This window comes from Galactobacter valiniphilus, from assembly GCF_003575975.1.
In the GTDB taxonomy this organism is placed as follows: Bacteria; Actinomycetota; Actinomycetes; order Actinomycetales; family Micrococcaceae; genus Galactobacter; species Galactobacter valiniphilus.
Genome location: NZ_QQXK01000007.1, coordinates 62,297 through 87,672 on the forward strand (window position 1 = coordinate 62,297; position 25,376 = coordinate 87,672).

The window sequence follows — 25,376 nt, forward strand, 5'->3', positions numbered from 1 at the left end:
GACTGCGGGGGTCCGGATGATCTGCTGTTTCTCAGCATGGATCCGGGGGACGGAGAAGTGAACCGCAGTCCATTCACTAGACTGTGAGTCTAGTGAAGTTAAGCGCCCGACGACGCGTGCTGGCCCGGGTGGGCCCGAGACTGTACCGTGATCTTCAGTCACACCTGTCACACTCGCCACATCCTGCACAGGAGCACCCTGCTATGGCCCTCCTCCCACGGGCCGCGCGCCTTCCGCTCGCGGCACTGATCGGCGCCGCCCTTGTCCTGCCCGCCACCCCGGCGAGTGCCGCGCCGACCCAGCCGACCGCCGTCGTGCAGGGAAGCGACGTTGACCCGCGCAAGGCGCCCGTCATGGCGCCGGCCAGCCTCAAGTCGGCCGGCGGGCTCTACCTGCCGCTGGACCCGGAGAGCGGCGTCGCCGCGGCCAAGAAGAAGTGGGGCGGCTACCGCCTCACCTCCCCGCGCGGAGCGCGCTGCATGCCCACGGTGGGGGCCACGACCGAGCACCTGGGCCAGGACATCGCGACCAAGAATGGCGCCCCGATCTACGCCGTGGCCGGCGGCAAGGTGCTCAAGACCAAGGACGGCACGAGCGCGAACTCGGGCTACATCGTCATCCAGTCGACGATCGGCGGGAAGAACTACCAGCTCGCCTACATTCACATGTGGGACGCCGACGCCTTCGTCAAGGTCGGCGACACCGTCAAGGCTGGCCAGCAGATCTCCACCGTTGGCTCCTCCGGCCCGTCCACCGGCCCGCACCTGCACCTCGAGGTGTGGAACGGGACCTTCATGCAGCAGCAGGCAAACGTCATGGGCACCCCCGCGGCGCTCGACCCGATCGCCTTCCTGGCCTCCAAGGGCCTCGGGATCGCTGCCAAGGCGAGCTCCGTCTACCGGCCCTCCACGCCGTCGTCGTGCACGTACTACGCCCGCAGCACCGGCGTGATCCGTGCCGGCGCCAACGACACCTCGGCGGTCCTGGCGACCGTCGCGACGGGCGACACGGTCACCTCCACCCCCGGCGCCATGATGAACCAGCGCCTGCGCGTGACGTACAAGGGCAAGACGGGCTACGCAGCGTGGCTCTCCTTCTCGCCGAGCTACGTGGCGCCCGCGATCACGACCCAGGCGGGGCTGGCCGGCCGGGTCTCCACCGTCACGAGCCCCGTGAACCTGCGCGCCGCCGCCGTCACGGGCACCGTGCGCACCGTCTTGACCACCAACGCGAGCGTCACGGCCACGGGCCGGATCGTCTCCGGCGGCTCCTGGCGCGAGGTGAAGTACACCCCGGCGAAGGGCACGGCCCTCACGGGCTGGGTCTCCGCCGCCTACCTCAAGGACGCCCCGGCCAAGCCGGCCACGCCTCCCGCGCCGGCGAAGCCGAGCACTCCGGCCGCCGATCCGATCAGCACCCAGGCCACGCTCAAGGGCAAGGCCTCCACGACGACCGCCGCGAACGTGGTGCTGCGGGCCTCGACGCCCGGCGACGCCGTCCGCGCCACGCTGCCCAAGGGCGCCAAGGTCACGGCCACGGGCCGCATCACCCAGAAGGGCGCCTGGCGCGAGGTGAAGCACACGCCGGCCAAGGGTGCGGCGGTCACCGGTTGGGTTGCCGCCAGCTCCCTCAAGGACGTCCCGAGCTCGGTGGCCTCCAAGCCGGCGAAGCCCGCGGTCAAGCCGGCCAAGAAGACGAAGAAGACCACGTCCAATGTGTGGCTGCGCGCCGCCGCCAAGACGGGCAAGGGCATCGTGGTGTTGAAGAAGAACAGCACCGTGACGCTCTCCGGGAGCACCAAGAAGGTCGGCAAGGTGACCTGGTACAAGGTCGCGCTCGGCGAGCGCACCGGCTGGGTGTCAGGGGCCTACCTGCGCTGATCCGTGAGCGCCCCAGGAGAGCGCGCCAGGCGTGCTCGGCCGCCGAGCCGACGGCTCCCTCCACCACGCTGTCCTCACCGGCGGGGGAGGGAAGGCACTCGACCGTCCCGACCCCCCGTTGCGCGAGGACCTCGGCCGGCACCGTCACGGAGCCGGTGCCGTCCGGGGCGGCGTAGGGCGCCTCGCCCACGAAGGCCTCGAGGCTCTGTGCTTACTGGGGCCGGGGCAGGCCGCCGATCTCGCCCGCCCCGCCGCGCGGCCCGCGGTGCAGTTCCCCCGCCAGCATGACGCCGGCGCCCAGCCGCGGCCCCCCATTGCAGGGCGAGGTAGCTCTCGCGGATGCCCTCGTGCCCGCGCACGCCCCAGGCCGCGGCGTCGAGGACCGCGCCCTTCTTGCGTGCTGAGGGGCGCCTCTCCGGCTCCGAGCGGCGAGCCGTCGATCGTGGCCAGGCGCACAGCCACCCGCCCGGCGCCCACGTCCACCCCGATCACGGGGAAGGCGGTGCCGTCGATGCAGTAGGTGAGGGAGGGGCGGCCACCGTGCAGCTCGCTGCCGTCCTCTCGCACGACCCCGAGGTCGCGAGCATCCCGGAAGAATATCTGGGGGCCACCCATCTCGAAAGACTTTCAAGAAGGCGACCGGATTGATACGCGGGGCGGCCTGGGTGCACCCGGGCTCGGGCGACACGAACCGGAGCTACGGCGCCGCCCAGACCGGAGTGGCCTTCTCCACCCACGCGCTCGTGGTGGGCACGGCCGCCCGGAAGGCGGAGGCGGTGAGCGTCTTGGTGACGCCCTTGGAGGAGGTGGCCGTCGCGGAGAGCAGCGTCGTGTCCGCGTTGTGGGCCAGCCTCAGCGCCGCGACGTTTTCGAGGCCGAATGCCTTGGCCATGCTGGCCTGGGAGACGGAGCTGCTCCACGTGCGGCGGGAGCCCATGGCGTCGTCCTTGCTCTGCAGGTAGGCCGTGGCGGTGCCCCACACCGACTGGCCCGTCCGGGTCTTGCCGCCCGAGGAAGAGAAGTAGACGGCGGAGATGAGCTTGCCGCCGTACCGCATGACGACCCCGGAGAGCGGCGTGGTCCCGCTCTTCTCGAGCGTCGCGTCAACAGCGGCCTTCCAACGCTTGCCGTAGTACGCGTTGGTCCCCTCGTTCTCCTTGTTCCACCCCGTGAACTTCTGCGAGGAGACCTCGTCGGAGACGTTGCACGCGCAATTGCTCTTGGGCGTCCCGTACTTGTCCACGGCGTTCATGTCGTTCATGGCGTAGGTGCGCCCGGCGATCGCCTGGGCCTGCAGGGCCGCGGAACTCCACGAGGAGGGCATCTCGGCGAGCCCGTAGAGGTACTCGTCGTTGAGGCGCAGCTTGTTGATGATGTTGACCTTGCCGGCCAGCGCCGAGAGCTCGAGCACGCCGTGGCGGTAGGCCACGGTGCCGGTGCCCTCGTTGGCGCGGGGGACCTTGACCACCGTCTTGGCCGTGCCGGAGGTCCAGGCCCGGGTGTCCTGCCACTGGACCGTCACGGGGCCCGTGAGCACCACGGTGCCGGCGGCTCCCGCGCCGTAGCTGAGCGTGAGGGCGCCGTTCTTGACGCTCGCGCTGAGCCTCCCCACCGGAGTGGGGAGCGCCGCGCCGCTCGCGTACTTGGTGGTGCTCGCCTTGCCGTTCAGCGTGACCACGGCGCTCACCGCGCCGCCGGCGCGGAGTCTCCACGCGCCGTCGGACACCGTGGCGCTGGCCGTGGCCGCCTGCAGCACCTGGACGCGGATGTCGCCGTTTGCGTAGCTGGGGGAGGGGTCGAGCTCCGCGCCGTCGTAGTAGTAGGTCAGGATGCGCTCGGCGCTCCAGCCGGCCTCGGCGCGGGCCTTGGCGCCGTACTGGCTCATGCCCACGCCATGGCCCCAGCCCGAGCCGGAGACCGTGAACGAGCTGGGCGGGGCGGAGGTCGCCACCCACACGCGCTTGGTGGCGGTCTTGGTGTGCTTCTCCGTGACCGTGTACTTCTCGGTCACGGTGTACTTCTGCTTGACCTTCTTGCTCACGGTGGTGGTGCGCAGGTACTTCTTCAGCACCCAGCCGCTCTTGCTCTTGACCTTGACGCTGCGCCACGAAGACTTGGTGCCCCCGGCCGTGAGGGTGGTGTTCTTCTTCAGCAGCGCCACGCGGGCCGAGCTGGCGCTGGCCTTCTTGCGCAGGTTGAGGGCCGCCGTGGTGCGGATCTGCTTCACCTTTTTGGTGACGGTGCGGGTCTTGGTCACCTTGCGGGTCTTGGTCACCTGCCGCGTGGCCGGGACCGAGGTGGTCACGGTCTTCCAGTAGCCGGCGCTGGGCGCCGCGGTGGCGGTGGGCACGACGGCGGCGGCGAGGGAGGGTGCCGCGCCCGCCGGGGCGGCGGAGACTACGGAGGCCAGCGGCACGGCGAGGGCGAGCGCCATCGCGGCAAACCGGGGGGTGAGGCGGGGCATCCGTTCCTCCGTGGGCAGGGTGAGTTTCGTGCGCTCGCGCGCGAACCCATTGTGCCGCATGAGTCACACCAGTCACAGGGGTCACGCGTAAGCCACAGGCTGGGGCCCGGCGGTGGGAGCATGGGTGGGTGCCCGCCGTCGACATGATCCAGCCCATCGCCGTTCTCAAGGACCCCGCCGAGCCCGCCTGCCACGAGGAGACCTGCCTCGCCGCCGCGCTCGCCTCCACCGCCGCCCTCCTCGCCTTCCCCGAGGATCCGCTGTGGGCGGCCTGGTACCCCCACGGGCAGGGCAAGTCGGTGCGGCGCGGCAAGCCCAAGGACCTTCGCGCTCTCCAGGCCGAGGGCGCCGTGGTCGTGACCGTCGGCGCCGCCGTGGCCGCCGCCTACCCGCCGCGCGAGTACCCGCTCACGGGCCGCATGCGCCAGTTGCAGGTGGCCGGAACCGAGCTGGAGCACACCGGCCGCCCCGTTTCCCACGCCTGGCCGGCCCCGGAGGGCGTGCCCTCGCTGCAGATCGGCCTCGACACGGCCCTCGGCATGAGCACGGGCAAGGCCGCCGCCCAGGCGGCCCACGCCGCGTTCGATTGGGCCGTCAGCCTGGGCCCCGAGTGCCTCGCGTCCTGGGTCGAGGCCGGGCAACCGGCCCGGCTCCTCCCGCTGGGGCGCCAGGACATGGCGGCCCTCCTTCCGACCGCTAGCGTGGAGATTCACGACGCCGGGCACACCGAGATCGCCTCCGGTTCGCTCACGGCGATAGCGCTGTAGGCGGAGCGCACAGGGGATTCATGGGGTGCTCCTATAAGCTACCGACACGACCATTCACCAACCAGGAGTGATGTAATGGCCAGAAACAGCAACCCGGTCTTCAATTCCGCCAGCTTTCAGGATCAGCTGAAGGCCGGAACGGCCGCGAACTCGTTCGAGACCCCCACCGCGGGCTCGCTCGAGGACATGTACGCGCAGCGCCCGGTCCCGCAGGGATCCACGATGACCATGCAGGACGTCCTGAACAAGGTCCTCCTCATGGCCCTCGGCGTGCTCGCCGGCGGCCTGGCCGGCTGGGTCGCGGTCTCGCGCCTCGTAGCCAGCGGCTCCAGCTTCAACACGCTCATGATGCTCGCCGGTGGCGCCGGCATCGCGGCCCTCGTGATCGGCCTGGTCAACCAGTTCCGCCGCGCGGCCTCGCCCGTGCTCTCCATGCTGTACTCGGTGCTGGAGGGCTTCCTGCTCGGCACCCTGACGGGCGTCCTGGAGATCGTCTACCCCGGCATCGCGCTGCAGGCCGTGCTCGGCACCGCCGCCGTGTTCACCGTGGTGATGATCGGCTACCGCTCGGGCAAGTTCCGCACCTCGCCCAAGTCCCGCCGCATCGTCTCCATCGTGGCGATGGCGTTCGTGGGCTTCCTGCTCATCAACTGGGTGCTGAGCCTCTTCGGCAGCGGCATGAACACGTTCAACGGCTGGATCGGCGTGGGCATCGGCCTGCTCGGCATCGGCCTCGGCGCGTTCTTCCTCGTCACCGACTTCGAGGACATCCAGACGGCCGTGGAGAACGGCGCCCCCAAGTCCTTCGCTTGGCGCTGCGCCTTCGGCCTCGTGCTGTCCATCGTGTGGATCTACGTGGAGATGCTTCGCCTGATTGCGTCGCTGCGTTCGCTCGCCGACTGATTCGGCCCGTGCACGCAGCGCCTTGACGAGGGGCCCGGTTATCGCCGGGCCCCTCGCGCGCATTCAACGTGCGTAGCCTCAACACGCGCAGTCAGGGCCGGTGGAGCGCACCGGCAGGGGTGGTCCGCAACCCGGACCGCCGCGGAGTACCGTTGAGCCATCGGGCTCCACGAGGGAACGGGTGAGCATGAGCAAGGATCGGCCGAGGTGGTCGCTGCGCCGGGTGGCGAGCGAAAGCACCACGCCCGAATGGCTTCAGGCGGCCCGCCGCCGCATCGAGGAGGCCAACCGGGGCGAGGACGCGACCGTCCGCGCCGCCCGCCAGGGCGCAGCCCAGCGCCGCGCCGAGCGTGAGCCCGCGGCGCAGGGTGCGGAAGCCGCCCGCCCCTCGACGCCCCCGGTCCCGCCCGGCCTGCAGATCGCCGGCGACTACGCGTGGCGGATCGGCGTGGTCATCCTCGTCGGCGCCGCCGTGTTCTGGGGCTTCAGCCAGGTCTCTACTCTCGTCATCCCGCTCATGATCGCGGCCCTGCTGGCCGGCCTCCTGCTGCCCATCAAACAGCTCTTCGGCCGCGCGGGCCTCAGCAACGGCCTCTCGGTCGCCGCCACTTTCCTCGCCTTCCTCATCGTGGTGGGCGGCGCGCTCGCGCTCGTCATCTCCACGATGTCCACCGGCCTCAAGGGGCTGTGGAGCCAGGCCGTGGAGGGCATCAACCAGGTGCGCCAGTGGCTCGCCGACGGACCGCTGCACGTGAGCAGCGATCAGCTCAACCAATGGCTGGACACGGGCCTCAAGGCCCTGCAATCGAACCAGAGCGAGATCGTCAAGAACGCAGCGAGCGGCGTCAGCGCCCTGACCCACGTGGGCGCCGGGCTGCTCCTGACGCTCTTCTCCCTGATCTTCTTCCTCCTAGAGGGCGAGCGCATCTGGCGCTGGGTCGTGCGCCTCTTCCCGCGCCGCGCCCGCACGGCCGTGAACGGCGCCGGGCGCCGCGGATGGGGGAGCCTCGTCTCCTACGTCCGCGTGCAGCTCGTGGTGGCATTCATCGACGCCGTCGGCATCGGCGCCGGTGCGGCGATCCTCCAGGTGCCGCTGGCCCTCCAGCTCGGCGTTCTCGTGTTCCTCGGCTCCTTTATCCCGATCCTCGGCGCCCTCATCACGGGCGCGATCGCCGTGTTGCTCGCTCTGGTGGCGCACGGCTGGCTCGTGGCCCTCATCATGCTCGGCATCGTGCTGCTCGTGCAGCAGGTCGAGTCCCACATCCTTCAGCCCCTCATCATGGGCCGCGCCGTGAGCCTTCACCCGCTCGCCGTGGTCCTGGCGGTGGCCGGCGGATCCATGCTCTTCGGCATCGCCGGCGCGCTCTTTGCCGTGCCCGTGATGGCCGTCGTCAACACCGTCGTGAAGTACCTCGCCACCCGCGCCTGGGAAGACGACCCGGTAGCCGAACTCGCCGATCACCCCACGGCGCCCCCGCTCCCGGACCCCGAACATGCGGAGCCCTTCGAGGCCCCCCTCACCGCAGACCCCGCCGATGCGGCGCGGGATTCCAAGGAGTAACACGTGAGCACTACGTCCACCGCCGTGGCGGTCGACGACCCGACGGCGCACCTGCCCGTCACCCTGGAGGACGTCCGGCACGCCGCCGAGCTCCTCGACGGTGTCGTGGAGCGCACGGGCCTGTACCATTCCCGCGCCCTCGAGCAGCTCGTCGGCGCCCCCGTCTGGCTCAAGGCAGAGAACCTGCAGCGCGCCGGGTCCTTCAAGGTCCGCGGCGCCTACGTCCGCATGGCCAAGCTCAGCGAGGAGGAGCGCGCCCGCGGCGTCGTCGCCGCCTCGGCCGGCAATCACGCCCAGGGCGTGGCACAGGCGGCCAAGCGTCTCGGCATCAAGGCGCGCATTTACATGCCGCTGGGCGTGGCCCTGCCGAAGCTCGCGGCCACGCGCGATCACGGCGCCGAGGTCATCCTGCACGGCGACACCGTGGACCAGGCCCTCGCCGCCGCGGAGGAGTACGCCAAGAGCTCGGGTGCCGTCTTTGTGCACCCCTTCGACCACAGCGACATCATCGCCGGCCAGGGCACCATCGGCCTTGAGATCCTGGAGCAGTATCCCGACGTCGAGACGGTCATCATGGGCGTCGGCGGCGGAGGCCTGCTGGCCGGCACAGCCGTGGCGCTCAAGGGCCGTGCGGCCGAGCTGGGCCGCACCATCAACGTGGTGGGCGTGCAGGCGGAGAACGCGGCGGCCTACCCGCCCTCGCTCGCCGCCGACGCCCTGGTGCCGCTCAAGCGCGTGCGCACCATCGCCGACGGCATCGCCGTGGGCCGCCCCGGGCAGCTCCCGTTCCAGATCATCCGCGAGCTCGTGGACGACGTTGTGACGGTCTCTGAGGACGCGCTGGCCCGCGCCCTCGTCTTCCTCCTTGAGCGTTCCAAGCTCGTCGTGGAGCCCGCCGGCGCCGTGGGCGTCGCGGCGCTCCTGGAGGGCACCCTGGCCGCGGCCGGCTTCGAGCCGAGCAAGACCGTGGTGGTCCTCTCCGGCGGCAACATCGACCCGCTGCTCATGCTCAAGGTCATCCAGCGCGGCCTCGCAGCGGCCGGTCGTTACATCACGGTCCGCATGATGCTGCAGGACCGTCCGGGCGAGCTGGCCACGATCTCCCGCGTCATGGCGGAGAACGACGCCAACGTGACCCGCGTCGACCACACGCGTATCGGCGGTGAGCTCTCGATGGGCGAGGTCGCGATCACGATCGACATGGAGACCAAGGGCGCCGCCCACTCCGAGCTCGTGCTGCAGGCGCTGCGCGAGGTCGGCTACGAGCCGCTCATCATCAACTGACGCGGGCCCCTTTCGAGGAACCACGACGCGGCCGGGCCTTTCGTGCGAAAGGCCCGGCCGCGTCGTCGTTCAAGGGGGGGTGCGCCTCACGGCGCCCCGTTCCCGGCGCCGTGAGGTGCGAGGAATCAGCCCTTGAAGGGGTGCGCCGAGATGAGCTCCACGGGGATCTCGTTGCCGTTGGGCGCGGTGTAGGTGATCTTCTCGCCCACGGACTTGCCGTGGATTGCGGCGCCGAGCGCCGACTTCTCGGAGAAGACGTCAAGGTCGGAGTCGCCGGCGAGCTCGCGCGAGCCGAAGAGGAACTTCTGCTCGGCGCCGTTGATGGTGGCTTCGACGACCATGCCGGGCTCGATGATCCCGTCATCGGCCGGGGCCTCGCCAACCTGGGCACGCTCGAGCATCTGCTTGAGGTACACGATGCGGCCCTCGTTCTTCCCCTGCTCCTCGCGGGCGGCGTGGTAGCCGCCGTTCTCCTTGAGGTCGCCCTCGGAGCGGGCCTGCTCGATGCGTTCGACGATCTCGGCGCGCAGTGGGCCGGTGCGGTTCTCCAGCTCGGCCTTCAGGCGGTCGTACGCTTCCTGCGTGAGCCAGACCTCGGATTCGGTCGCCACGGGGTTCCTCCTTGTTCGGTTTGCCTTGGGGTTGGCAAAAGGCGCATTCGCGTTCGCCGCTCGGTGCCCCCACCCGGCCGGGTCGAAGCAACAAGAAACCCCGTCGCTGGGGCTTCGTGGCGCTTGGTCGGCCAGAAGCTGTGACGGGGTGGCTAACGCGTTTGAACAGCGAGTCTACCCCGCTTGCCCCGCGGTGCCCCGGGTGAGCCGAGCGGGGCGTGTCGATGGGGGAGCGGCGTCAGTTTTCGCGGCAGCCGTGCATGCCGCCGTTGACGGCCGCGAACACGGTGCGCAGCGGCACGGTGATCTGGACGGTGCGCAGCTTGCCGCCGGCGTCCTGGCCGTCGGCGGCGTCGAACACGACGTCCTTGTAGCCGACGATCGCCTTGTCCTCGCTGAGGGCCTGCACACCGCAGGTCACGCTGTGCCCCTCGTCCAAGGTCACGGCGACGGTCACGTCGACCTGGCGATTGGAGACGATGTCGAAGGCGACGTCCGTGGTGCTGAAGCTCTTCTGGCTGCGCATCGAGAGGAACAGGGCCGCGAGGACCAAGACCACCAGACCCACGGCGGCCAGCAGGGCCACGGCACGCTTCGAGAGCGAACTCTTGGGGCGTCCGTAGCGATTGGCTAGGCTGGCGTTCGGGCCGGCGGGGATCCCCGCCGTTGCCGTTTCGGGGTTCGACATGATGTAGAAGAGTCTACCGCGCGCAGGGGGCACCCACCGCGCGCGGGCGGCCCCCCTGTTGCTTCAGAAAGGTCCGCGTTGAGCGTTCAGAATCAGAGCCACTCCTCCCTGCCGGACGCCCGCGGCCTGCGCGTGCTGGCCGTGCACGCCCACCCGGACGATGAGGCGAGCAAGGGCGCCGCGATGATGGCCGCCTATGTGGCCGCCGGCGCCGAGGTCATGGTGGCCACCTGCACGGGAGGCGAGCGGGGCGACATCCTCGTGGCCGAGGCCACCGAGATGGCCCGCGCGCACCGCGACCTCGGCGGCCTGCGCCGTGTGGAGATGGCCCGCTCGGTCGAGGCCCTCGGCGTGCAGCACCGCTGGCTCGGCTTCGTCGACTCCGGCTTGCCCGAGGGTGACCCGCTCCCGGCGCTGCCGTTCGGCTGCTTCGCGTCCTTGCCGCTCGCGACCACGGCCGCGCCGCTCGTGCGCCTTGTGCGCTCCTTCAAGCCCCACGTGATCGTCACCTACGACGAGAACGGCGGCTACCCGCACCCCGATCACATCCGCACCCACGAGGTCTCCGTCGAGGCCTTCCGTGCCGCCGGCCTCGCCGACGAGTACCCGGGCCTTGGCGAGCCGTGGAACGTCTCCAAGCTCTACTACGACCGCGGCTTCGCGCCGGAGAAGTTCATCGCCTGGCACGAGGGGCTCGTCGAGGCGGGCCTGCCGAGCCCGCTGGGCGAGCGCATCCAGGCCGTGGTCGAGGAGCTGGAGAGCGGGACCGGCCGCGCCGCCCGCCACGTCACGACCACCAAGATCGAGGTGGCCGACTTCATGGATCGCCGCGACGCCGCGCTGCTGGCTCACCGCACCCAGGTGGACCCGAACGGCTTCTTCTTCGCCGTCCCCACGGCGATCGCGGCCAAGGTCTACCCGTGGGAGGACTACACGCTCATCTCCACGCGCGTGGCGGTCTCCCTGCCGGAGACCGACCTCTTCGCCGGCCTGCACCAGGGCGTCGGCGACGCGATCGGGCGTTCGGCGACGCCCCCGGCGGCGTGCCGCCCGGGCGGGGCCGACGTCTCGCTCGACGACGCCGGCCACGAGGCCTGACGCGGGCCCGGCGTGGGGTGCCGCGCCGGGGGCCATGCCGGGCTGCTGCGGGGGAGGGGCCTGGCTGGGTCCTGACCTCTACCGGCGGTAGAATAGGGCGCGTGTCGATTCCGATCTCGGCACCGATCCACGAGAGGCCCCTTTCACCGTGCAGACCCTGCTTGCGCTCTACCTGAACGCCGCCACCGATCCCGCGGTCCCCACGACCGAGGAGGATCGCTTCCGCGACATCGGCCCGGGCTTCGCCGGCTTCGTGGCCACCGCCGCCATGGTGATCGTGGTGATCTTCCTGATCGTGGACATGACCCGCCGCATCCGCCGGATTCGCTACGAGTCCGAGGCCCAGCTCAAGCAGGACCAGCTGGCCGATCTGGGCCAGGAGGAGGCCGCCGAGCGCGAGGCGCTCGCGGACGCCGCGCTCGAGGCCCCGGCGTCTGGCGTCCGTGCCGACGGCGAGCCGGGCGGCACTCCCCGGGCCTGAGGCCCGGCCTCAGCAGAGACCAGAACGACGGCGGGCGGCGCACCTCAAGGTGCGCCGCCCGCCGTCGTTCTGTGTCAGTCCACAGCGGTTTGCTATACCCAGCACCGCTAGGAAACCGTTCCCGGTACAGCAAACCGTTCGGGGTGCCGTTTAGCGCTCTAGCGCGCGCCGAGCACCGCCAGGAACACCGCGATGAGGTGGCACGTGAAGCCGCCCACCGTGAAGGCGTGGAAGAGCTCGTGGAAGCCGAACCAGCGCACGGAGATGTTTGGACGCTTGAGCGCGTAGAAGACGGCGCCGGCGATGTAGAGCGCGCCGCCGGCGCAGATCAGGATCGCCGCGGCCACGTTCGCTGCGAAGAAGTCGCCGAGGAAGATCAGGGCCGCGAGGCCGAGGACCATGTAGACGGGCGTGTAGAGCCAGCGGGGGGCGTTGGTCCACAGCACGCGGAAGAGCACGCCGAGGAGGGCGCCCGTCCAGACTCCGATGAGCAGCCAGGCGGCGTGTTGGCGGGGGAGTAGGAACCACGCGAGCGGCGTGTAGGTGCCCGCGATGATCAGCATGATGTTGGTGTGGTCCAGGCGCTTGAGCACCATCTTGACCTTGGGGGACCAGCGGCCGCGGTGATAGACGGCGGAGATCGTGAAGAGCAGCAGCGCCGTGAAGGCGTAGACCGACGTGGTGATCTTGCCGGCCACGCCGGGGGCCAGGCAGATGAGCACGATGCCGCCGGCGAGGGCCAGGGGCGCCGTGAGCGCGTGGATCCAGCCGCGCAGGTGGGGGCGCTCCGCCTGCGGGTCGTAGTCGAGGGGGACGCTGCCCTTGCGGGCGGCGGGCTGCGCCGTCGCGTCGGCCGAGTGGGGGGTGGTGGCGGAGGGATCCGCCGCGGGTGCTGGGGTGCCAACCATGGGCCAAGGATAACCTACCTGTCGGTAACTTAGTCGTGGTGGGCACTGTGTGAAGCCTGGGAGTCTGCGTCGATGGCGTGCGCGAGGGTTGCCCCCGGCGCGGCCGTGGCCCCGCCCCGGTGTACGGTGAGAGGCACGGCCCGCGCCACCCTCTGCGGGCCTACGATGAATGGCGTGGCCCAGGAGGACCTTGATGCGGTGGCCCGGCTTTCTGTACGGCCTCTACGAGCGTCGCTTGTCGCGCGAGCTCAACGTCCTGAAACTTCCGGCCCACATCGGCGTGCTCGTGGACGGCAACCGTCGCTGGGCCAAGCTGGCCGGAGCCACGACGGCCCACGGCCACCAGGCCGGAGCGGACAAGATCCATGAGTTCCTGGGCTGGTGCCGCGAGATCGGCATCCAGACCGTCACGCTCTACATGCTCTCCACGGACAACCTCACGCGTCCGGAGGCCGAGCTCAAGCCGCTCCTGGACATCATTCAAAACACCCTCGCCCGCCTCGGCGAGGAGGGCGGTCCGCGCGTGCAGCCCGTGGGGGCAGTGGAGCTGCTCCCCGCCGATCTGGCCGCGACGCTCGCCGAGCTCAAGGCGAAGACCGCCGGGCGCGAGGGGCTCCACGTCAACGTGGCCGTGGGCTACGGCGGGCGCCGCGAGATCGTGGATGCCGTGCGCAAGCTCCTGCTCGAGGAGGGGGCCGCCGGGCGCAGCCCCGAGGACATCGCCGCCTCGCTGGATGACGGCGACATCTCGCGCCACCTCTACACCTCGGGCCAGCCGGATCCGGACCTGCTCATCCGCACCTCGGGCGAGCAGCGCCTCTCCGGCTTCCTCACCTGGCAGTCCGCGTACTCGGAGTTCTACTTCTGCGAGGCCCTCTGGCCGGACTTCCGCCGCGTCGACTTCCTGCGGGCCCTGCGCGACTACGAGCTGCGCTCGCGCCGCTTCGGCTCCTAAGCCTTCACCCCGTCGTCATCTTTTGCTCGCGTGGCGCGCCAGCAAAAGCGGCACAAGCGCTCCTAGTGTGGGCCGTGTCGGGGGCATCCGGCCCCCGGTTTCGAGGGGATGCCATGACGACGACGAGCCACACCGCCACGCACGCACCCGCTGATACGGGACTGCGCACCTTTGTGGTGGACACCAGCGTGCTGATCGCTGATCCGCGCGCGCTTGAGCGCTTTGCCGAACACACCGTGGTCCTTCCGGCCGTGGTGATCTCGGAGCTCGAGGCCAAACGCCACGACCCGGAGCTGGGGCCCTTTGCCCGCCGGGCGCTGCGCCTGCTCGACGATCTGCGCGCCGCGCACGGCGGCCTCCACCTGCCGATCCCCGTGGGGGACGCCGGCGGCGTGCTGCGCGTGGAGCTCAACCACGTGGACATGTCCGGCCTGCCCGTGGGCTTCCGCCACGGCGGCGAGGCCGATCGGCGCATCCTCGCCGTCGCCGCGAACCTGGCGGCGGAGGGCGAGGATGTGGTGCTCGTTTCCAAGGACCTGCCGCTGCGGCTCAAGGCCTCCGCCATGGGGCTCGGCGCCGAGGAGTACCTGCACGAGCAGGTGGTGGACACCGGCTGGACGGGCATCGCGCACGTGGCCCTCGGCGCCGCGGGGATCGAGTCGCTCTACGCCGGCGACGCCGTGTTCACGCCCGAGGCGGACGAGCTGCCCGTCAACACGGGCGTCATCGTGGACAGCCCCACCTCGCACGCGCTGGCTCGTGTGCACGCCGACGGCGGCCTGCGCCTCGTCAAGGGCGACCGGGAGGTGTTCGGGGTCAGGGGAAGGTCCGCCGAGCAGCGCCTCGCGATCGACCTGCTCAGCGATAAAAACGTGGGCATCGTGTCGCTCGGCGGCCGGGCCGGCACCGGCAAGTCGGCGCTCGCGCTCTGCGCCGGACTCGAGGCGGTGCTTGAGCGCGGCGAGCACAAGAAGATCATCGTGTTCCGCCCGCTCTACGCCGTGGGCGGCCAGGACCTCGGTTACCTGCCCGGCTCCGAGGCGGAGAAGATGGGCCCGTGGGGCCAGGCCGTGCGGGACACGCTCGAGGCGCTGGTCTCCCCGGCCGTGCTGGACGAGGTCGAGGACCGCGGGCTGCTCGAGGTGCTGCCGCTGACGCACATCCGCGGCCGCTCGCTGCACGACGCCTTCGTGATCGTCGACGAGGCCCAGTCGCTCGAGCGCAATGTGCTCCTAACCGTCATGACGCGCGTGGGGCAGAACGCGCGGGTGGTCCTCACGCACGACGTGGCCCAGCGCGACAATCTGCACGTGGGCCGCGGCGACGGCATCGCCGCGATCGTCGAGACGCTCAAGGGCCACGAGCTCTTTGGTCACGTCACGCTGACCCGCTCGGAACGCTCTGAGGTCGCGGCGCTCGTCTCGCAGCTCCTGGACGGGGCGCTGGACTAAATCCCAGCGAACGACGCCGCGTGGCCGGCCCGGGCGGGCCGGCCACGCGCCGTCGAACGTTTGGATCACCCTGGCGCCCCGGCGTATCATCACTTAGAGTCAGATTGACTCTAAGGCGACGAGCGCAGCCAGGAGGCGCCATGTACTGGGCCAACGTCAGCGAACGGGCGGATGTCACGCCGCCCCTGGCCGTGTCCACGGTGGTGTTCGCGCTGCGCGCCCCGGCGGACGGCGAGGAGGCCCCGAGCCTCTGGCTGCCCCTGGTCCGCCGCGGCCGCGAACCCTACAAGGGCCTGTGGGCCCTGCCCGGCGGCCCCCTGCGCGGCGACACCTCCCTCAGGGACTCCGCGGCGGCAACCCTCCAAGAGACCACGGGCCTGACCCCCACGCTCCTGGAACAGCTCTACACCTTCGGCGGTGTGGCCCGCGGCGAGGGCGCCCGCACCGTGTCGGTCGTCTACTGGGCGCTCGTGCGCTTCGAGGACTCCGACGCGAGCCTCGTCGACGATCCGGACGTGGCCTGGCGTCGCGTCGACGCCGCGGTGGCCGAGGAGCTCGCCTTCGACCATCGCCGCATCGTCGAGTACGCCCTGGCCCGCCTGCGCGCCAAGGTCGAGTACGCCGATGTGGCCCACCGCCTGCTGGGGGAGCGCTTCACGCTGGCCCAGCTGCGCGGCGCCCACGAGGCGGTGCTCGGCACGCGCCTGGACCCCGCCAACTTCCGCCGCACCGTCTTGGCGCGCGGCGGCATCGAGGACACGGGCGAGGTGCTCACCGGCGTGCGCAACCGCCCGCCGCGCCTCTACACGGCCCTCACTCACGCACTCACCCAGCGGGACGGCAGCGGCCTCCCGGACCCGGAAGGGAACCCCTCATGACCAGCGTGCAGCTCCAGCTCTCCCGCCCCGGCGCGGACTCCTGCGACACGGGCCTCACCACGGCCCCGTGGGACATCGACCTCGCGCCCGGCTACGGCCCGGGCGCCTCCGCGGACGACGTCATCCCGGCCGCCGCCCCGCGCCAGGGCGAGCTCCCCGCCGAGTACAAGCAGGCACCCGACGCCGAGCTCCACGAGCGCATCCGCGCCGCCAAGGCCACGCTCGGCGACCGTGTGGTGGTGCTCGGGCACTTCTACCAGCGCGACGAGATCGTGGAACACGCCGACTACGTGGGCGACTCCTTCCAGCTCGCCAACGCCGCCCTGGAGCACCCGCACGCCGAGGCCATCGTCTTCTGCGGCGTGCACTTCATGGCGGAGACCGCCGACATCCTGTCCCGCCCCGAGCAATCGGTCATCCTCCCGAACCTGGCCGCCGGTTGCTCCATGGCCGACATGGCCAACGAGGACGACGTCGAGGCCTGCTGGGACGCGCTCACCGAGCTCTACGGCACGGAGCCGGACGCCGAGGGCAAGCTCCCCGTCATCCCTGTCACCTACATGAACTGCTCCGCGGCGCTCAAGGCCTTCGTGGGCCGCCACGGCGGCATCGTCTGCACCTCCTCCAACGCCGCCACGGTGCTTGAACGCGCCTTCGAGGCCGGCCAGCGCGTGCTCTTCTTCCCGGATCAGCACCTGGGCCGCAACACCGCCGTGGCGATGGGCATCTCCCAGGACCTCATGCCGCTGTGGCGCCCGCGCAAGCCGAACGGCGGCAACACCGAGGCCGAGCTGATGGACGCCAAGGTCATCCTCTGGAACGGCTTCTGCTCCGTGCACAAGCGCTTCTCCGTGGCCCAGATCGAGCAGGCCCGCGCCCAGTACCCGGGCGTACAGGTCGTGGTGCACCCCGAGTGCCCGCTGCCCGTGGTCCAGGCCGCCGACGTGGCCGGCTCCACCGACGTGATCCGCCGCATGGTCGAGGCCGCCGAGCCCGGGGCCACGATCGCGATCGGGACCGAGATCAACCTGGTCAACCGCCTCGCGGCGCAGCACCCCGACAAGACGATCTTCTGCCTGGATCCCGTGGTCTGCCCCTGCTCCACGATGTACCGCATCCACCCCGGCTACCTCGCCTGGGTGCTCGAGGAGCTCGTGGCCGGCAACGTCGTCAACCGGATCAGCGTTGACGAGGAGACCTCCGCGGACGCCAAGGTGGCCCTGGAGCGCATGCTGGCGGCGCTGCCGCGATGAGCGCCATCGTCGTGGTGGGCGGCGGCTTGGCCGGCCTAACGGCCGCCCTCGCCGGCGTCGAGGCCGGGCATGAGGTGACGCTGCTCGACGACGGGGCGTTCCGTTCCTCGGCGAGCGTCCAGGCACAGGGCGGCTTCAGCGCCGTGACGGCCGCCGGACTCGCGGCCGGCGATTCGGTGGCCTCCCACGTGGCCGACACCCTCGAGGCGGGGGCCCGCCACGGCGATCCGGCCGTGGCCGCCGCCGTGTGCGCCGCCGCCGAGGAGCACGTCGGCACGCTCACGCGCTGGGGCACCGTGTGGGACACCGAGGCCGACGGAACGGTGAGCCTGACGCGCGAGGCGGCCCACGCGGCGTCGCGCATCCTGCACGTGGGCGGCGACGCCACGGGGGCCGGGATCGTGGAGGCCCTGCGTCGCCGGGCCGAGGCGCTGGGCGCCGAGGGCCGGCTACGCCTGGACGGCTTGGAGGAGGCCGGCGCCCTCCTCCTCGAGGGCGGCGCGGTCGCGGGCGTGGCCGGGGCCCACGGTGGCCTCCTCGGGGCCGACGCCGTGATCCTCGCGAGCGGCGGCATCAGCGGCGCCTACGGCACGCGGACCTCCCGCTTTGCCAACCCCGGCGACGCCGCGGCGCTGGCCTGGCGGGCCGGCGCCGTGCTCGCCGACGCCGAGATGGTGCAGTTCCACCCCACCTACTGCGCCGAGGCCGGCTTCATGGTCTCCGAGGCGCTGCGCGGCGAGGGCGCCGTGCTGCGCGATGCCACGGGGCGTCGCTTCATGCTGGAGATCGACGAACGCGCCGAGCTGGCCCCGCGCGATGTGGTGGCCCGCGGCGTGGCCCGGGCCCAGGGCGGGGCCTGGCTAGACGCCTCGCCCATCGTCGAGCGCGAGGGGCGAGGCTTCCTCGCCAGGCGCTTCCCGACCATCACGGCCACGCTCGCACAGGCAGGGCTGGACCTGGAGCGGGCACCGATTCCCGTGCGCCCGGCCCAGCACTACTGGATGGGCGGGGTGGCCGTCGACGCGCACGCGCGCAGCACGGTCCCCGGCCTGCTCGTGGCGGGGGAGGCCTCCCGCACCGGCCTGCACGGCGCCAATCGCCTGGCCTCCAATTCGCTGCTCGAGGCGGTGCACACAGGCCTCGCCGCCGTGGCCACCGTGAGTGCCGGCCTGCACCGGGAGCCTGCCACCCTGCGCCTCGGCGCGCCGGTGCCGCTCGAGCTGGAGGATCGCCGGGGTGCACCGCTGGCCACGGTGCGCACCCTCGCCGACCGCCACCTGGGCGTGGAGCGGGAAGCGGCCGGCCTGTCCGCTTCCCTCGTGGCCCTTGACCCCGCAACCGAGGGCCTGGGCGCGGAACGCGACCCCTCCTGCGCCTCCTCGGAGGCGCTCACGGCCCGGCTCATCGCGCACTCGGCCCAGCTGCGGCCGGGCCCGCTCGGCGCCCACCACCGGCTGGACGCCGCGGGCGAGGCCCGGCCCGGCGCCACCGTCACCCTCGTCAACCCCCACCCCGCCACGCGCCGCGCCACCACGGCGCCTGGCGCGGCCGCGGGCATGAGCGACCCCCGAAAGGTCCCGGCATGAGCACCATCGCGCAGGAACACACGCCGGCCCCGACCCCGGGCACGGAACCCGGCCCCCCGTCGTCGGGCAGCGACTTTCCCGTCCCGCCCGCCCCGCGGGCGACCATCGAGGCGATCATCGCCCTGGCGCTCGCCGAGGACGCGCCCCACGGCGACGTGACGGCCCAGGGCCTGATCCCCGCGACTGCCACGGCCACCGCCCAGGTCGTGGCGCGCGTGCCTGGCGTGCTCGCCGGCACCGGGGTGTTTGCCGAGGCCATGCGCCAGGCGGACCCGGACCTCGCCGTCACGGCGCACCTCGCGGACGGCGAGGCCTTCGAGGCCGGCGCCGTCCTGCTGAGCGTGAGTGGGCCCGCCCGCGGCCTGCTCCTGGGCGAGCGCGTGGGGCTCAACCTGCTCCAGCGGCTCTCGGGCATCGCGACGGCGACCTCCCGCCTGGTGGGCCTGGTCAGCGCGGCTGGAGGCCACGCCCGCGTGGCCGACACCCGCAAGACCACGCCGGGCCTGCGCGTCCTGGAGCGCTACGCCGTGCGCTGCGGCGGCGGTTCCAACCACCGCGACTCGCTCTCCGAGGCGGTCATGGCCAAGGACAACCACCTCGCGCTGCTGGGCGACGGCAAGGCCCTGACCGAGGCGCTGCTGGCCGCCAAGGCCCGCTGGGGCCACACGGTGCACGTGGAGGTCGAGGTGGATCGATTCGAGCAGATCGATCCGGTGCTCGCCGCCGGCGTGGACACGATCATGCTCGACAACTTCTCGCTCGAGGACACGGCCCGCGCGGTGAAGCACATCGCCGGCCGGGCCATCGTGGAGGCCTCCGGCACCGTCTCCGAGGAGACGATCGGGGCCATCGCCGCGACAGGCGTCGACGTCATCTCCTCCGGCGCCATCACCCACTCGGTGCGGGCCCTGGACCTGGGCCTGGACCTCGTCGTGAGCGCCGCGCCGTGATCCACCTAGACGCCGCCGCCACCTCGCCCGTGCGGGCCGAGGTGCTCCAGGCGGTCATGCCGCTCTTCACCGAGACCTTCGGGAACCCGGCGAGCCACCACGAGGCCGGGGAGTCGGCGGCGCGGGCGCTCGAGTGGGGGAGGGGGCTGGTGGCCGAGGCCTGCGGCGTGAAGCCCGGGCGGGTCGTGTTCACCTCCGGCGGCACCGAGTCGAACGCGCTGGCCCTGCACGGGACGGCGCTGGCCCGCCCGCGGGGGCGGCACGTGCTGGTCTCTGCCATCGAGCACCCCTCCGTGGCGCGGGCGGCGGAGCAGCTGGGTGAGTGGCACGGCTTCGAGGTTCAGACGGTGCCGGTGCTGGCCTCCGGTCTCGTGGACCCGGCCGAGGTGGCGGCGCGCCTGCGGCCGGACACGACGCTTGTGGCGCTCATGGCGGTCAACAACGAGGTGGGGACGGTGCAGCCCGTCGCCGAGGTCTCCGCGCTAGCGCGGGCCGTGGGCGCGCGCGTGCACGTCGACGCCGTGCAGGCCGGGGCCTGGCTGCACCTGGCGCCACTCGCGACCTCGGCGGACACGCTGTCCCTGTCCGGGCACAAGCTCGGCGGGCTCAAGGGCGCCGGCGCCCTGGTGCTGGGGCGCGGGGTCTCCGTGGCGCCGTTCCTTGACGGCGGCGGGCAGGAGGGCGGCGTGCGCTCGGGCACGGTCAACGTGCCCGGCGCCGTGGCCACGGGCCTCGCCGTGCGGCTGGCCCAGCACGACGTCGAGCGCTTCCTGGGCGGGGAGGCTCCGTGTGGCGCGGGGCCGGGTGAGGCGCTCGCCGCCGCCGTGCTCGTCGGGCTCGCGGCGGCCGGGGTGCCGGCGTCCCTGACGGGGGATCCGGCGTCCCGGGTGCCCGGGATCGTGTCCTTCGTGTTCCCCGGCGTGCACGCCGAGTCGGTGCTGCTTGAACTGGGGCGGCGCGGCGTGCTGGCGTCCTCGGGTTCCGCGTGCGCCGCGGGTTCCTCCGAACCCTCCGAGGTGCTCACGGCCATGGGCTACCCGGCCGAGGTGGCGGTGGGCGCGCTGCGCCTGTCCTTCTCGCCGCAGCTGCCAGCCGCCGAGCTCGAGGCGGCCGGCGCGGCCGTGGTGGACGCGGTGCTTGCGGTGCACGGGCTGGGCGCCCGGGGCTGAGCCCCCCCCGCGTTTCCCTCACAATGGGCGCGCGTCCCCAGTCCTTGATGCGGGCCTCGACCGGGTCTTGCTCGCCGGGTAGCTTGCCTGCATGGTGCGGCTGGCGCAGGACTACGCGGGGCAGGGGGCCTGGGGCCCCGTGCTGCTCCTGGCCCTGGCAGGCTGCGGCCTCCTGGTGTTCGGGAGAGCCCTCGCCTGGAGGGACGCCCACAGCCACCTCCTGCCCGACCGGCTGGTGGTGCTCCTGGCACTCTCGGTGATCCCTGCACTCGCGCTTGCCGCGTTGTGGGCGGGGGAGCCAGGCCGCGCGTCGAGGGCGCTGGCCGCGGCCGCGGCGGCGGGCGGGCTGTTCCTGGCGCTGCACCTCGCCTCGCCGCGCTCGCTCGGCTTCGGCGACGTGAAGCTCGCGCCCGTGCTCGGCTTCGCCTGCGGATTTCTTTCGTGGGGGCACCTGGCCCTGGCCGGGGTGGCGGCGTGCCTGTTCAGCGGCGTCTGGGCGGCGGTGCTCCTAGCGCGCGGCGGCCGGACGGCGCACGTGCCCCTCGGGCCGGGCCTCGTCCTGGGGGTGTGGCTGGCGTACGTGGTTTGAGGATTGCACCCGAGAGAACGGAAGGGGCTCCGTCACCTTGCCGTGCCGGCCAGGCACCCGGCCGCGCCGGCCAACGCCAGGCCGAACGCGGCGTCGAGCATTCCGGCGTCGCTGCCGCCCGGCAGTCCTTCGCCCGGGCCGATGCCGACCTGCAGGAAGGGGAAGGCGCGCGACAGCCCGGCCAGCGAGGCGTCGGGGGACTCTGAGCTGAAGGCGATGTCGCGCCCGCGGCGCTCCACGGCGGCGCGGTGCGCGCCGGCCAGGACGGCGTCCTGCTGCACGGAGGCGTCGCCGCCGGCCAGGCGCTTGAGGCGCAGCACGGCGCAGCTGGCCTCGGCGGCGCCGCGGAGGGCGGCCTCGACGCGCTCGGCGGCGGGCTCGGCCGTGGCGCTCGAGGAGGTGCGCAGGCTCACCGACAGCGTGCTGTCCTCGAGCGAGGCGCCCACGGAGGCGTCGGCCGGCAGGGCGCGAGCGAGCAGGCCGAGCGCGGTGCGGGCCAGGGCCACGGCGTCGGCCGGATCCACGGGGAGGGCCAGTGCCTCGGCCTTGCTCGGTGCCGCGTAGCGGGCCTGCCACACGGAGCCGCCCAGGCCGCCGAGGCGGACCTCGTCGACGCTCGAGCGGGCGGCGGCGAGCACGAGGGTGGTGCCGTCGAGGAAGCCGTCCGCGTGCAGCGCGGCGAGGGCGTCGGTGCCGCGGGGCACGCCAACGAAGCGCACGGTCAGGCCGAGGCCCGGGGCCACGGCGGCCATGGCGATGGCGCCGCCCACGAGCGCGGCGACATCCGCGTGGTCCTCGGCGCTGCCGGGGGTGTCGGCCTCGAGCACAAAGAGGGCCACGGCGCCGGCGCCGGAGCCCACGGAGGCGGAGAAGCCGGTCTTTACGCCGGGCTGGCGCTTGTCCAGGCTGAAGCCGTGGCGCAGCAGCACGGCCGAGGCCAGCTGGTGCATACGCACATTGGCCATGGTGCCCTCGCCCACGCGCACGGAGCGCGAGAGGCGCATGAGGTCGCGGCGGGCCTCGGCCAGCGCGGCCTCGGCGGCCGGGCCCACGCGGACCGCGAGCCAGTTCGCGGCGTCGGAGCCCTTGGCGTGGAGCTCGCGCTCGGCCTCGGAGATCACGGCGGAGCCGGCGGCCCGCTCGCTGAGGGCCAGTCCGTCCACGGCGGCGGCGTCGACGGCCTCGAGGGCGTCGGCCACGGGCGCGACGGCCTGGGCCTCCTGGGCCTGGGGCACGGGGGCCACGGGCTCAGCGAACGACGGCGCGGGGGCCGGGGCGGCGCTCGCCACCGGGGCGGCGGGGGCGACGGCAACGGCGGGGGCGCTCGCCACCGGCGCGGCGGCCACCTTCGGCTCGGCCGCCACCGCGGCGACGGGCTCGGCGGCGATCTCGGCCGCGGGCGCCGCCGCGGGCTCGGCCAGCATGGCCGGCAGCTTCGGCTCGACGAAGCGGCTCACGACGGGGGAGGCCGAGGCCTTGGGCGCGGTCGCCTTCTTGGCCGGAGCCTTCTTCGGGGCGGCGCGCTTGGCCGGTGCCTTCTTGGGCTCGGGGGCCGTGCCCGGCTCGTCGTCGTCGTCGAAGCCGCCGGTCTCGGCGGCCATGAGCGCCTCCAGCTCATCCAGCGGATCGATCTCGCGCTGCACCTCGGCCTCTTGGTTCGCCGAGACGCGCCCCTTGCGGAACGGGGACGCGAAGGTGCGCGTGCGGGGAGCGACGGTGGCCCGGATGACCTTGACCTCGCCGGCGTTGCCGTCGGGGATGGTCGAGGACAGGGTCGAGCTGCTGGGAGGGGGCGTCATGAGGGGAGGGCACTTCCTTGAGGGCAGGAAAACGGCTTCGGTGGGCGCGCGGCATGGCGCGCGCGAGGAGAGCGCCGCCGGTGATGATCGGCGGCGCTGAGAGGGGGGAGCGTTAGCTCAGCAGCGCGCCGAGGGCGACCTCGACCATGGGCTCAAAGCGCGTCTCGCGCTCCTCGGAGCTCATGGCCTCCTCCCGCAGGAGGTGGTCGGTCACGTTGCAGACGGCGAGGGCCTCGACGCCCTCGGCGGCGGCGATGCCGTACAGCGCCGCGGCCTCCATCTCCACGGCGAGCGTGCCGTGGGCGGCCAGCGCCGCGGTCTGCTCGGGGCGATCCGAGTAGAAGGTGTCGGAGGAGAAGATGGGGCCAACGCGGTGGGCGATGCCCTGCTCGCGGGCCGTGGACACCGCGCGCTCCAGGAGCGAGAACGCCGGGGCGTGGGAGAAGTGCACGCCTGGCACGCGGAAGGCGGCCATGGAGGAGTCGGTGTGGGCGGCGCTGGCGATGACCAGCTCGCCGAGCTGCACCTCGGGGGCCATGCCGCCGGCGGTGCCGACGCGGACGATGCGCTTGGCGCCGTAGAAGCGGATGAGCTCCGTGGCGTAGATGCTCATGGACGGCATGCCCATGCCGGAGGCGAGGACGGAGACCTCGGTGCCGTTGACGGTTCCCGTGTAGCCCTCGATGCCGCGGACCTCGGTCACGAGACGGGGCGAGGTGAAGAAGGTCTGTGCGATGAGGCGCGCGCGGCGCGGGTCGCCCGGCATGAGCACGAGCGGCGCAAAGTCGCCGGGCTCGGCACTGATGTGGGGAGTGGTCACGGGGTTCTCCTTCGAATGCTGCCAGCGCCGGGCGAGAGGGGGCATCGCCTCGCAGCGCGTTGACCAGGATATCGGTTCCGGCGCCGTGGTGCGCAACGCCGGTGGGGTGTCGTGTCGCACGCGCCGTCCGCTTCGTCACGCTCCCGCCGCGCGGGGCGGGCGGATCTATTGTGAGTGGGTGACTCAGAATCTTGTGGTGCGTGACGCACATCTCGTTGGCTCCGTGAATCAGGCCACCGCGGAGGCGACCTTCCGGGCCGCGGCCGGCGCCCTCGGAGCCCTGGCTCCCCGTTTGCCCGACGGTGAGGTGGGTGAGCGCTTCCACTGGATGCTTTTCCAGGGCAAGAGGCTCGAGGCCACGCCCGGCCTGGTCCGCGTGGATATGGACCCGATCCTGCACGAGGGCTTCGACCTGCGCCCGCTCATCCTGGACGGCACGGTCGAGGCTGCGGAGCTCCAGGTCCCCGCGCTGGGCTACGCCGAGGCTGCCCTCGAGTCCTACGCGGTCTTCGCGCGCCTGAAGGCCGAGGGCGTCATCCCCGAGGCCACGCGCTTCCAGGTCTGCCTGCCCTCGCCGCTCGCCCCCGTCACGAGCTTCGTCGCTGCATCCCTGCGCGCCGCCGTGCTGCCCGCCTACGAGGCGGCGCTGATCCGCGAGGTCGAGGCGATCAGCGCGGCGATCCCCGCCGATCAGCTCGCGATCCAGATCGACCTGGCGACCGAGTTTGGCTACATCGAGGGCGTCTCGATGGGCGGCGGAGCGCTCGAGCCGTTCTTCGCGGCCGAGGGCGCCTCACCCCAGCAGATCGCCGCCGCAGCCGCGGCGCTGGCCCTGCCGCTCGCCGCGAGCGTTCCCGCCGGCGTGCAGCTCGGCTTCCACCTCTGCTACGGCGACGTGGGGGAGAAGCACTTCGTGGAGCCCATGACCGCCGGGCACCTCGCGACCGTGGCGCAGGCCCTGAGTGACGGCGCGGGCCGGCCGGTGGACTGGATCCACCTTCCCGTGCCGATCGAGCGCGACGACGCCGCCTACTTCGCGCCGCTGGCGCGCCTGACGCTGCAGGAGGGCACGCGCCTCTTCCTGGGCGCCGTGCACCACGAGGACGGGGTGGACGGGGCCCGACGGCGCCTGGCCGCCGCCGCGCCGGCCCTGGCCGAGGCGGGGATCACCGAGTTCGGGGTGGGGACGGAGTGCGGCTTCGGCCGCGGCCCGGCCGAGCGCACGGAGCCGCTCATGCGCCTGCACGCCGAGGTCATCGCCGGGGCCTGAGCCGGCCCGCC

At 72.5% G+C, this 25,376-nt stretch carries 22 protein-coding genes; 16 read left to right on the forward strand and 6 right to left on the reverse strand.

The genetic code is table 11. The features are described from left to right. The first annotated feature begins 203 nt into the window (after window positions 1–203). On the forward strand, window positions 204–1,880 hold the full coding sequence (locus DWB68_RS17115) for a peptidoglycan DD-metalloendopeptidase family protein (protein WP_119424032.1): 1,677 nt from the start codon (window positions 204–206) through the stop codon (window positions 1,878–1,880). Window positions 1,881–2,577: 697 nt separating this feature from the next. Here DWB68_RS17115 and DWB68_RS04920 read toward each other — a convergent pair. Continuing rightward, window positions 2,578–4,344, reverse strand: a complete 1,767-nt coding sequence (locus DWB68_RS04920) for a SpoIID/LytB domain-containing protein (RefSeq protein ID WP_119424033.1) — start codon at window positions 4,342–4,344, stop codon at window positions 2,578–2,580. A 128-nt stretch (window positions 4,345–4,472) separates the two neighbouring features. On the opposite strand from DWB68_RS04920, the gene DWB68_RS04925 reads away from it, so the two are divergent. From DWB68_RS04925 to ilvA, 4 genes are all read left to right on the forward strand, one after another. Continuing rightward, window positions 4,473–5,111 carry a peptidyl-tRNA hydrolase gene (locus DWB68_RS04925; protein ID WP_119424034.1) on the forward strand — a complete coding sequence of 213 codons (639 nt, stop codon included), beginning with the start codon at window positions 4,473–4,475 and terminating at the stop codon, window positions 5,109–5,111. Between the two features lie 75 nt (window positions 5,112–5,186). Beyond that, window positions 5,187–6,014, forward strand: a complete 828-nt coding sequence (locus DWB68_RS04930) for a Bax inhibitor-1/YccA family protein (RefSeq protein WP_119424035.1) — start codon at window positions 5,187–5,189, stop codon at window positions 6,012–6,014. Window positions 6,015–6,201: 187 nt separating this feature from the next. Next, window positions 6,202–7,575, forward strand: a complete 1,374-nt coding sequence (locus DWB68_RS04935) for an AI-2E family transporter (protein ID WP_119424088.1) — start codon at window positions 6,202–6,204, stop codon at window positions 7,573–7,575. Between the two features lie 3 nt (window positions 7,576–7,578). After that, entirely contained in the window at window positions 7,579–8,859 is a 1,281-nt protein-coding gene (ilvA, locus tag DWB68_RS04940) for a threonine ammonia-lyase (RefSeq protein WP_233548620.1), read from the forward strand. Window positions 8,860–8,984: 125 nt separating this feature from the next. Here ilvA and greA read toward each other — a convergent pair whose 3' ends face one another. Both greA and DWB68_RS04950 read right to left on the reverse strand, forming a co-directional pair. Continuing rightward, the gene (gene greA, locus DWB68_RS04945) at window positions 8,985–9,470 is read right to left on the reverse strand and encodes a transcription elongation factor GreA (RefSeq protein ID WP_119424036.1); all 486 of its coding nucleotides are present in this window, start codon (window positions 9,468–9,470) and stop codon (window positions 8,985–8,987) included. Between the two features lie 238 nt (window positions 9,471–9,708). Further along, the gene (locus DWB68_RS04950; RefSeq protein WP_119424037.1) at window positions 9,709–10,158 is read right to left on the reverse strand and encodes a DUF4307 domain-containing protein; all 450 of its coding nucleotides are present in this window, start codon (window positions 10,156–10,158) and stop codon (window positions 9,709–9,711) included. A 78-nt stretch (window positions 10,159–10,236) separates the two neighbouring features. On the opposite strand from DWB68_RS04950, the gene mca reads away from it, so the two are divergent. Further along, window positions 10,237–11,256 (forward strand): mycothiol conjugate amidase Mca, encoded by a 1,020-nt coding sequence (mca, locus tag DWB68_RS04955; RefSeq protein ID WP_233548621.1) that lies wholly within the window; start codon window positions 10,237–10,239, stop codon window positions 11,254–11,256. A 148-nt stretch (window positions 11,257–11,404) separates the two neighbouring features. After that, entirely contained in the window at window positions 11,405–11,737 is a 333-nt protein-coding gene (locus DWB68_RS04960; RefSeq protein WP_119424038.1) for a hypothetical protein, read from the forward strand. A gap of 158 nt (window positions 11,738–11,895) precedes the next feature. Here the strand turns inward: DWB68_RS04960 and trhA are convergent, their stop codons facing one another. Further along, entirely contained in the window at window positions 11,896–12,645 is a 750-nt protein-coding gene (gene trhA / locus DWB68_RS04965; protein WP_119424039.1) for a PAQR family membrane homeostasis protein TrhA, read from the reverse strand. 193 nt (window positions 12,646–12,838) lie between these two features. Between trhA and DWB68_RS04970 the strand changes: the two genes are divergently transcribed. The 8 genes from DWB68_RS04970 (at window position 12,839) to DWB68_RS05005 (ending at window position 21,476) form a co-directional block, all read left to right on the forward strand. Continuing rightward, window positions 12,839–13,600, forward strand: coding sequence for an isoprenyl transferase (locus tag DWB68_RS04970; protein ID WP_119424040.1), 762 nt, complete (start codon window positions 12,839–12,841; stop codon window positions 13,598–13,600). A 113-nt stretch (window positions 13,601–13,713) separates the two neighbouring features. Beyond that, window positions 13,714–15,051, forward strand: a complete 1,338-nt coding sequence (locus DWB68_RS04975; RefSeq protein ID WP_119424041.1) for a PhoH family protein — start codon at window positions 13,714–13,716, stop codon at window positions 15,049–15,051. Between the two features lie 140 nt (window positions 15,052–15,191). After that, complete coding sequence (locus DWB68_RS04980) at window positions 15,192–15,929, forward strand: NUDIX hydrolase (protein WP_158588209.1); 738 nt, start codon at window positions 15,192–15,194, stop codon at window positions 15,927–15,929. Further along, window positions 15,926–17,182, forward strand: coding sequence for a quinolinate synthase NadA (nadA, locus tag DWB68_RS04985; RefSeq protein ID WP_119424042.1), 1,257 nt, complete (start codon window positions 15,926–15,928; stop codon window positions 17,180–17,182). The genes DWB68_RS04980 and nadA overlap by 4 nt, the downstream gene beginning before the upstream one ends. Beyond that, window positions 17,179–18,768 carry an FAD-binding protein gene (locus DWB68_RS04990; RefSeq protein WP_119424043.1) on the forward strand — a complete coding sequence of 530 codons (1,590 nt, stop codon included), beginning with the start codon at window positions 17,179–17,181 and terminating at the stop codon, window positions 18,766–18,768. The genes nadA and DWB68_RS04990 overlap by 4 nt, the downstream gene beginning before the upstream one ends. Continuing rightward, the gene (gene nadC, locus DWB68_RS04995) at window positions 18,765–19,718 is read left to right on the forward strand and encodes a carboxylating nicotinate-nucleotide diphosphorylase (protein ID WP_119424044.1); all 954 of its coding nucleotides are present in this window, start codon (window positions 18,765–18,767) and stop codon (window positions 19,716–19,718) included. Before DWB68_RS04990 ends, nadC begins: the two co-directional genes overlap by 4 nt. Then, the gene (locus DWB68_RS05000; protein ID WP_119424045.1) at window positions 19,715–20,887 is read left to right on the forward strand and encodes a cysteine desulfurase family protein; all 1,173 of its coding nucleotides are present in this window, start codon (window positions 19,715–19,717) and stop codon (window positions 20,885–20,887) included. Before nadC ends, DWB68_RS05000 begins: the two co-directional genes overlap by 4 nt. 91 nt (window positions 20,888–20,978) lie before the next feature. After that, the gene (locus DWB68_RS05005) at window positions 20,979–21,476 is read left to right on the forward strand and encodes a prepilin peptidase (RefSeq protein ID WP_119424046.1); all 498 of its coding nucleotides are present in this window, start codon (window positions 20,979–20,981) and stop codon (window positions 21,474–21,476) included. A gap of 32 nt (window positions 21,477–21,508) precedes the next feature. On the opposite strand, the gene DWB68_RS16145 is transcribed toward DWB68_RS05005, so the two are convergent. After that, window positions 21,509–23,275: a zinc-binding metallopeptidase family protein gene (locus DWB68_RS16145; protein ID WP_158588210.1), complete on the reverse strand. Its 1,767-nt coding sequence runs from the start codon at window positions 23,273–23,275 to the stop codon at window positions 21,509–21,511. Between the two features lie 112 nt (window positions 23,276–23,387). Beyond that, on the reverse strand, window positions 23,388–24,095 hold the full coding sequence (deoD, locus tag DWB68_RS05015) for a purine-nucleoside phosphorylase (protein WP_119424047.1): 708 nt from the start codon (window positions 24,093–24,095) through the stop codon (window positions 23,388–23,390). A gap of 178 nt (window positions 24,096–24,273) precedes the next feature. Here deoD and DWB68_RS05020 point away from each other — a divergent pair, with 178 nt between their 5' ends. Continuing rightward, entirely contained in the window at window positions 24,274–25,365 is a 1,092-nt protein-coding gene (locus DWB68_RS05020; RefSeq protein WP_233548622.1) for a hypothetical protein, read from the forward strand. Window positions 25,366–25,376: the final 11 nt, after the last annotated feature.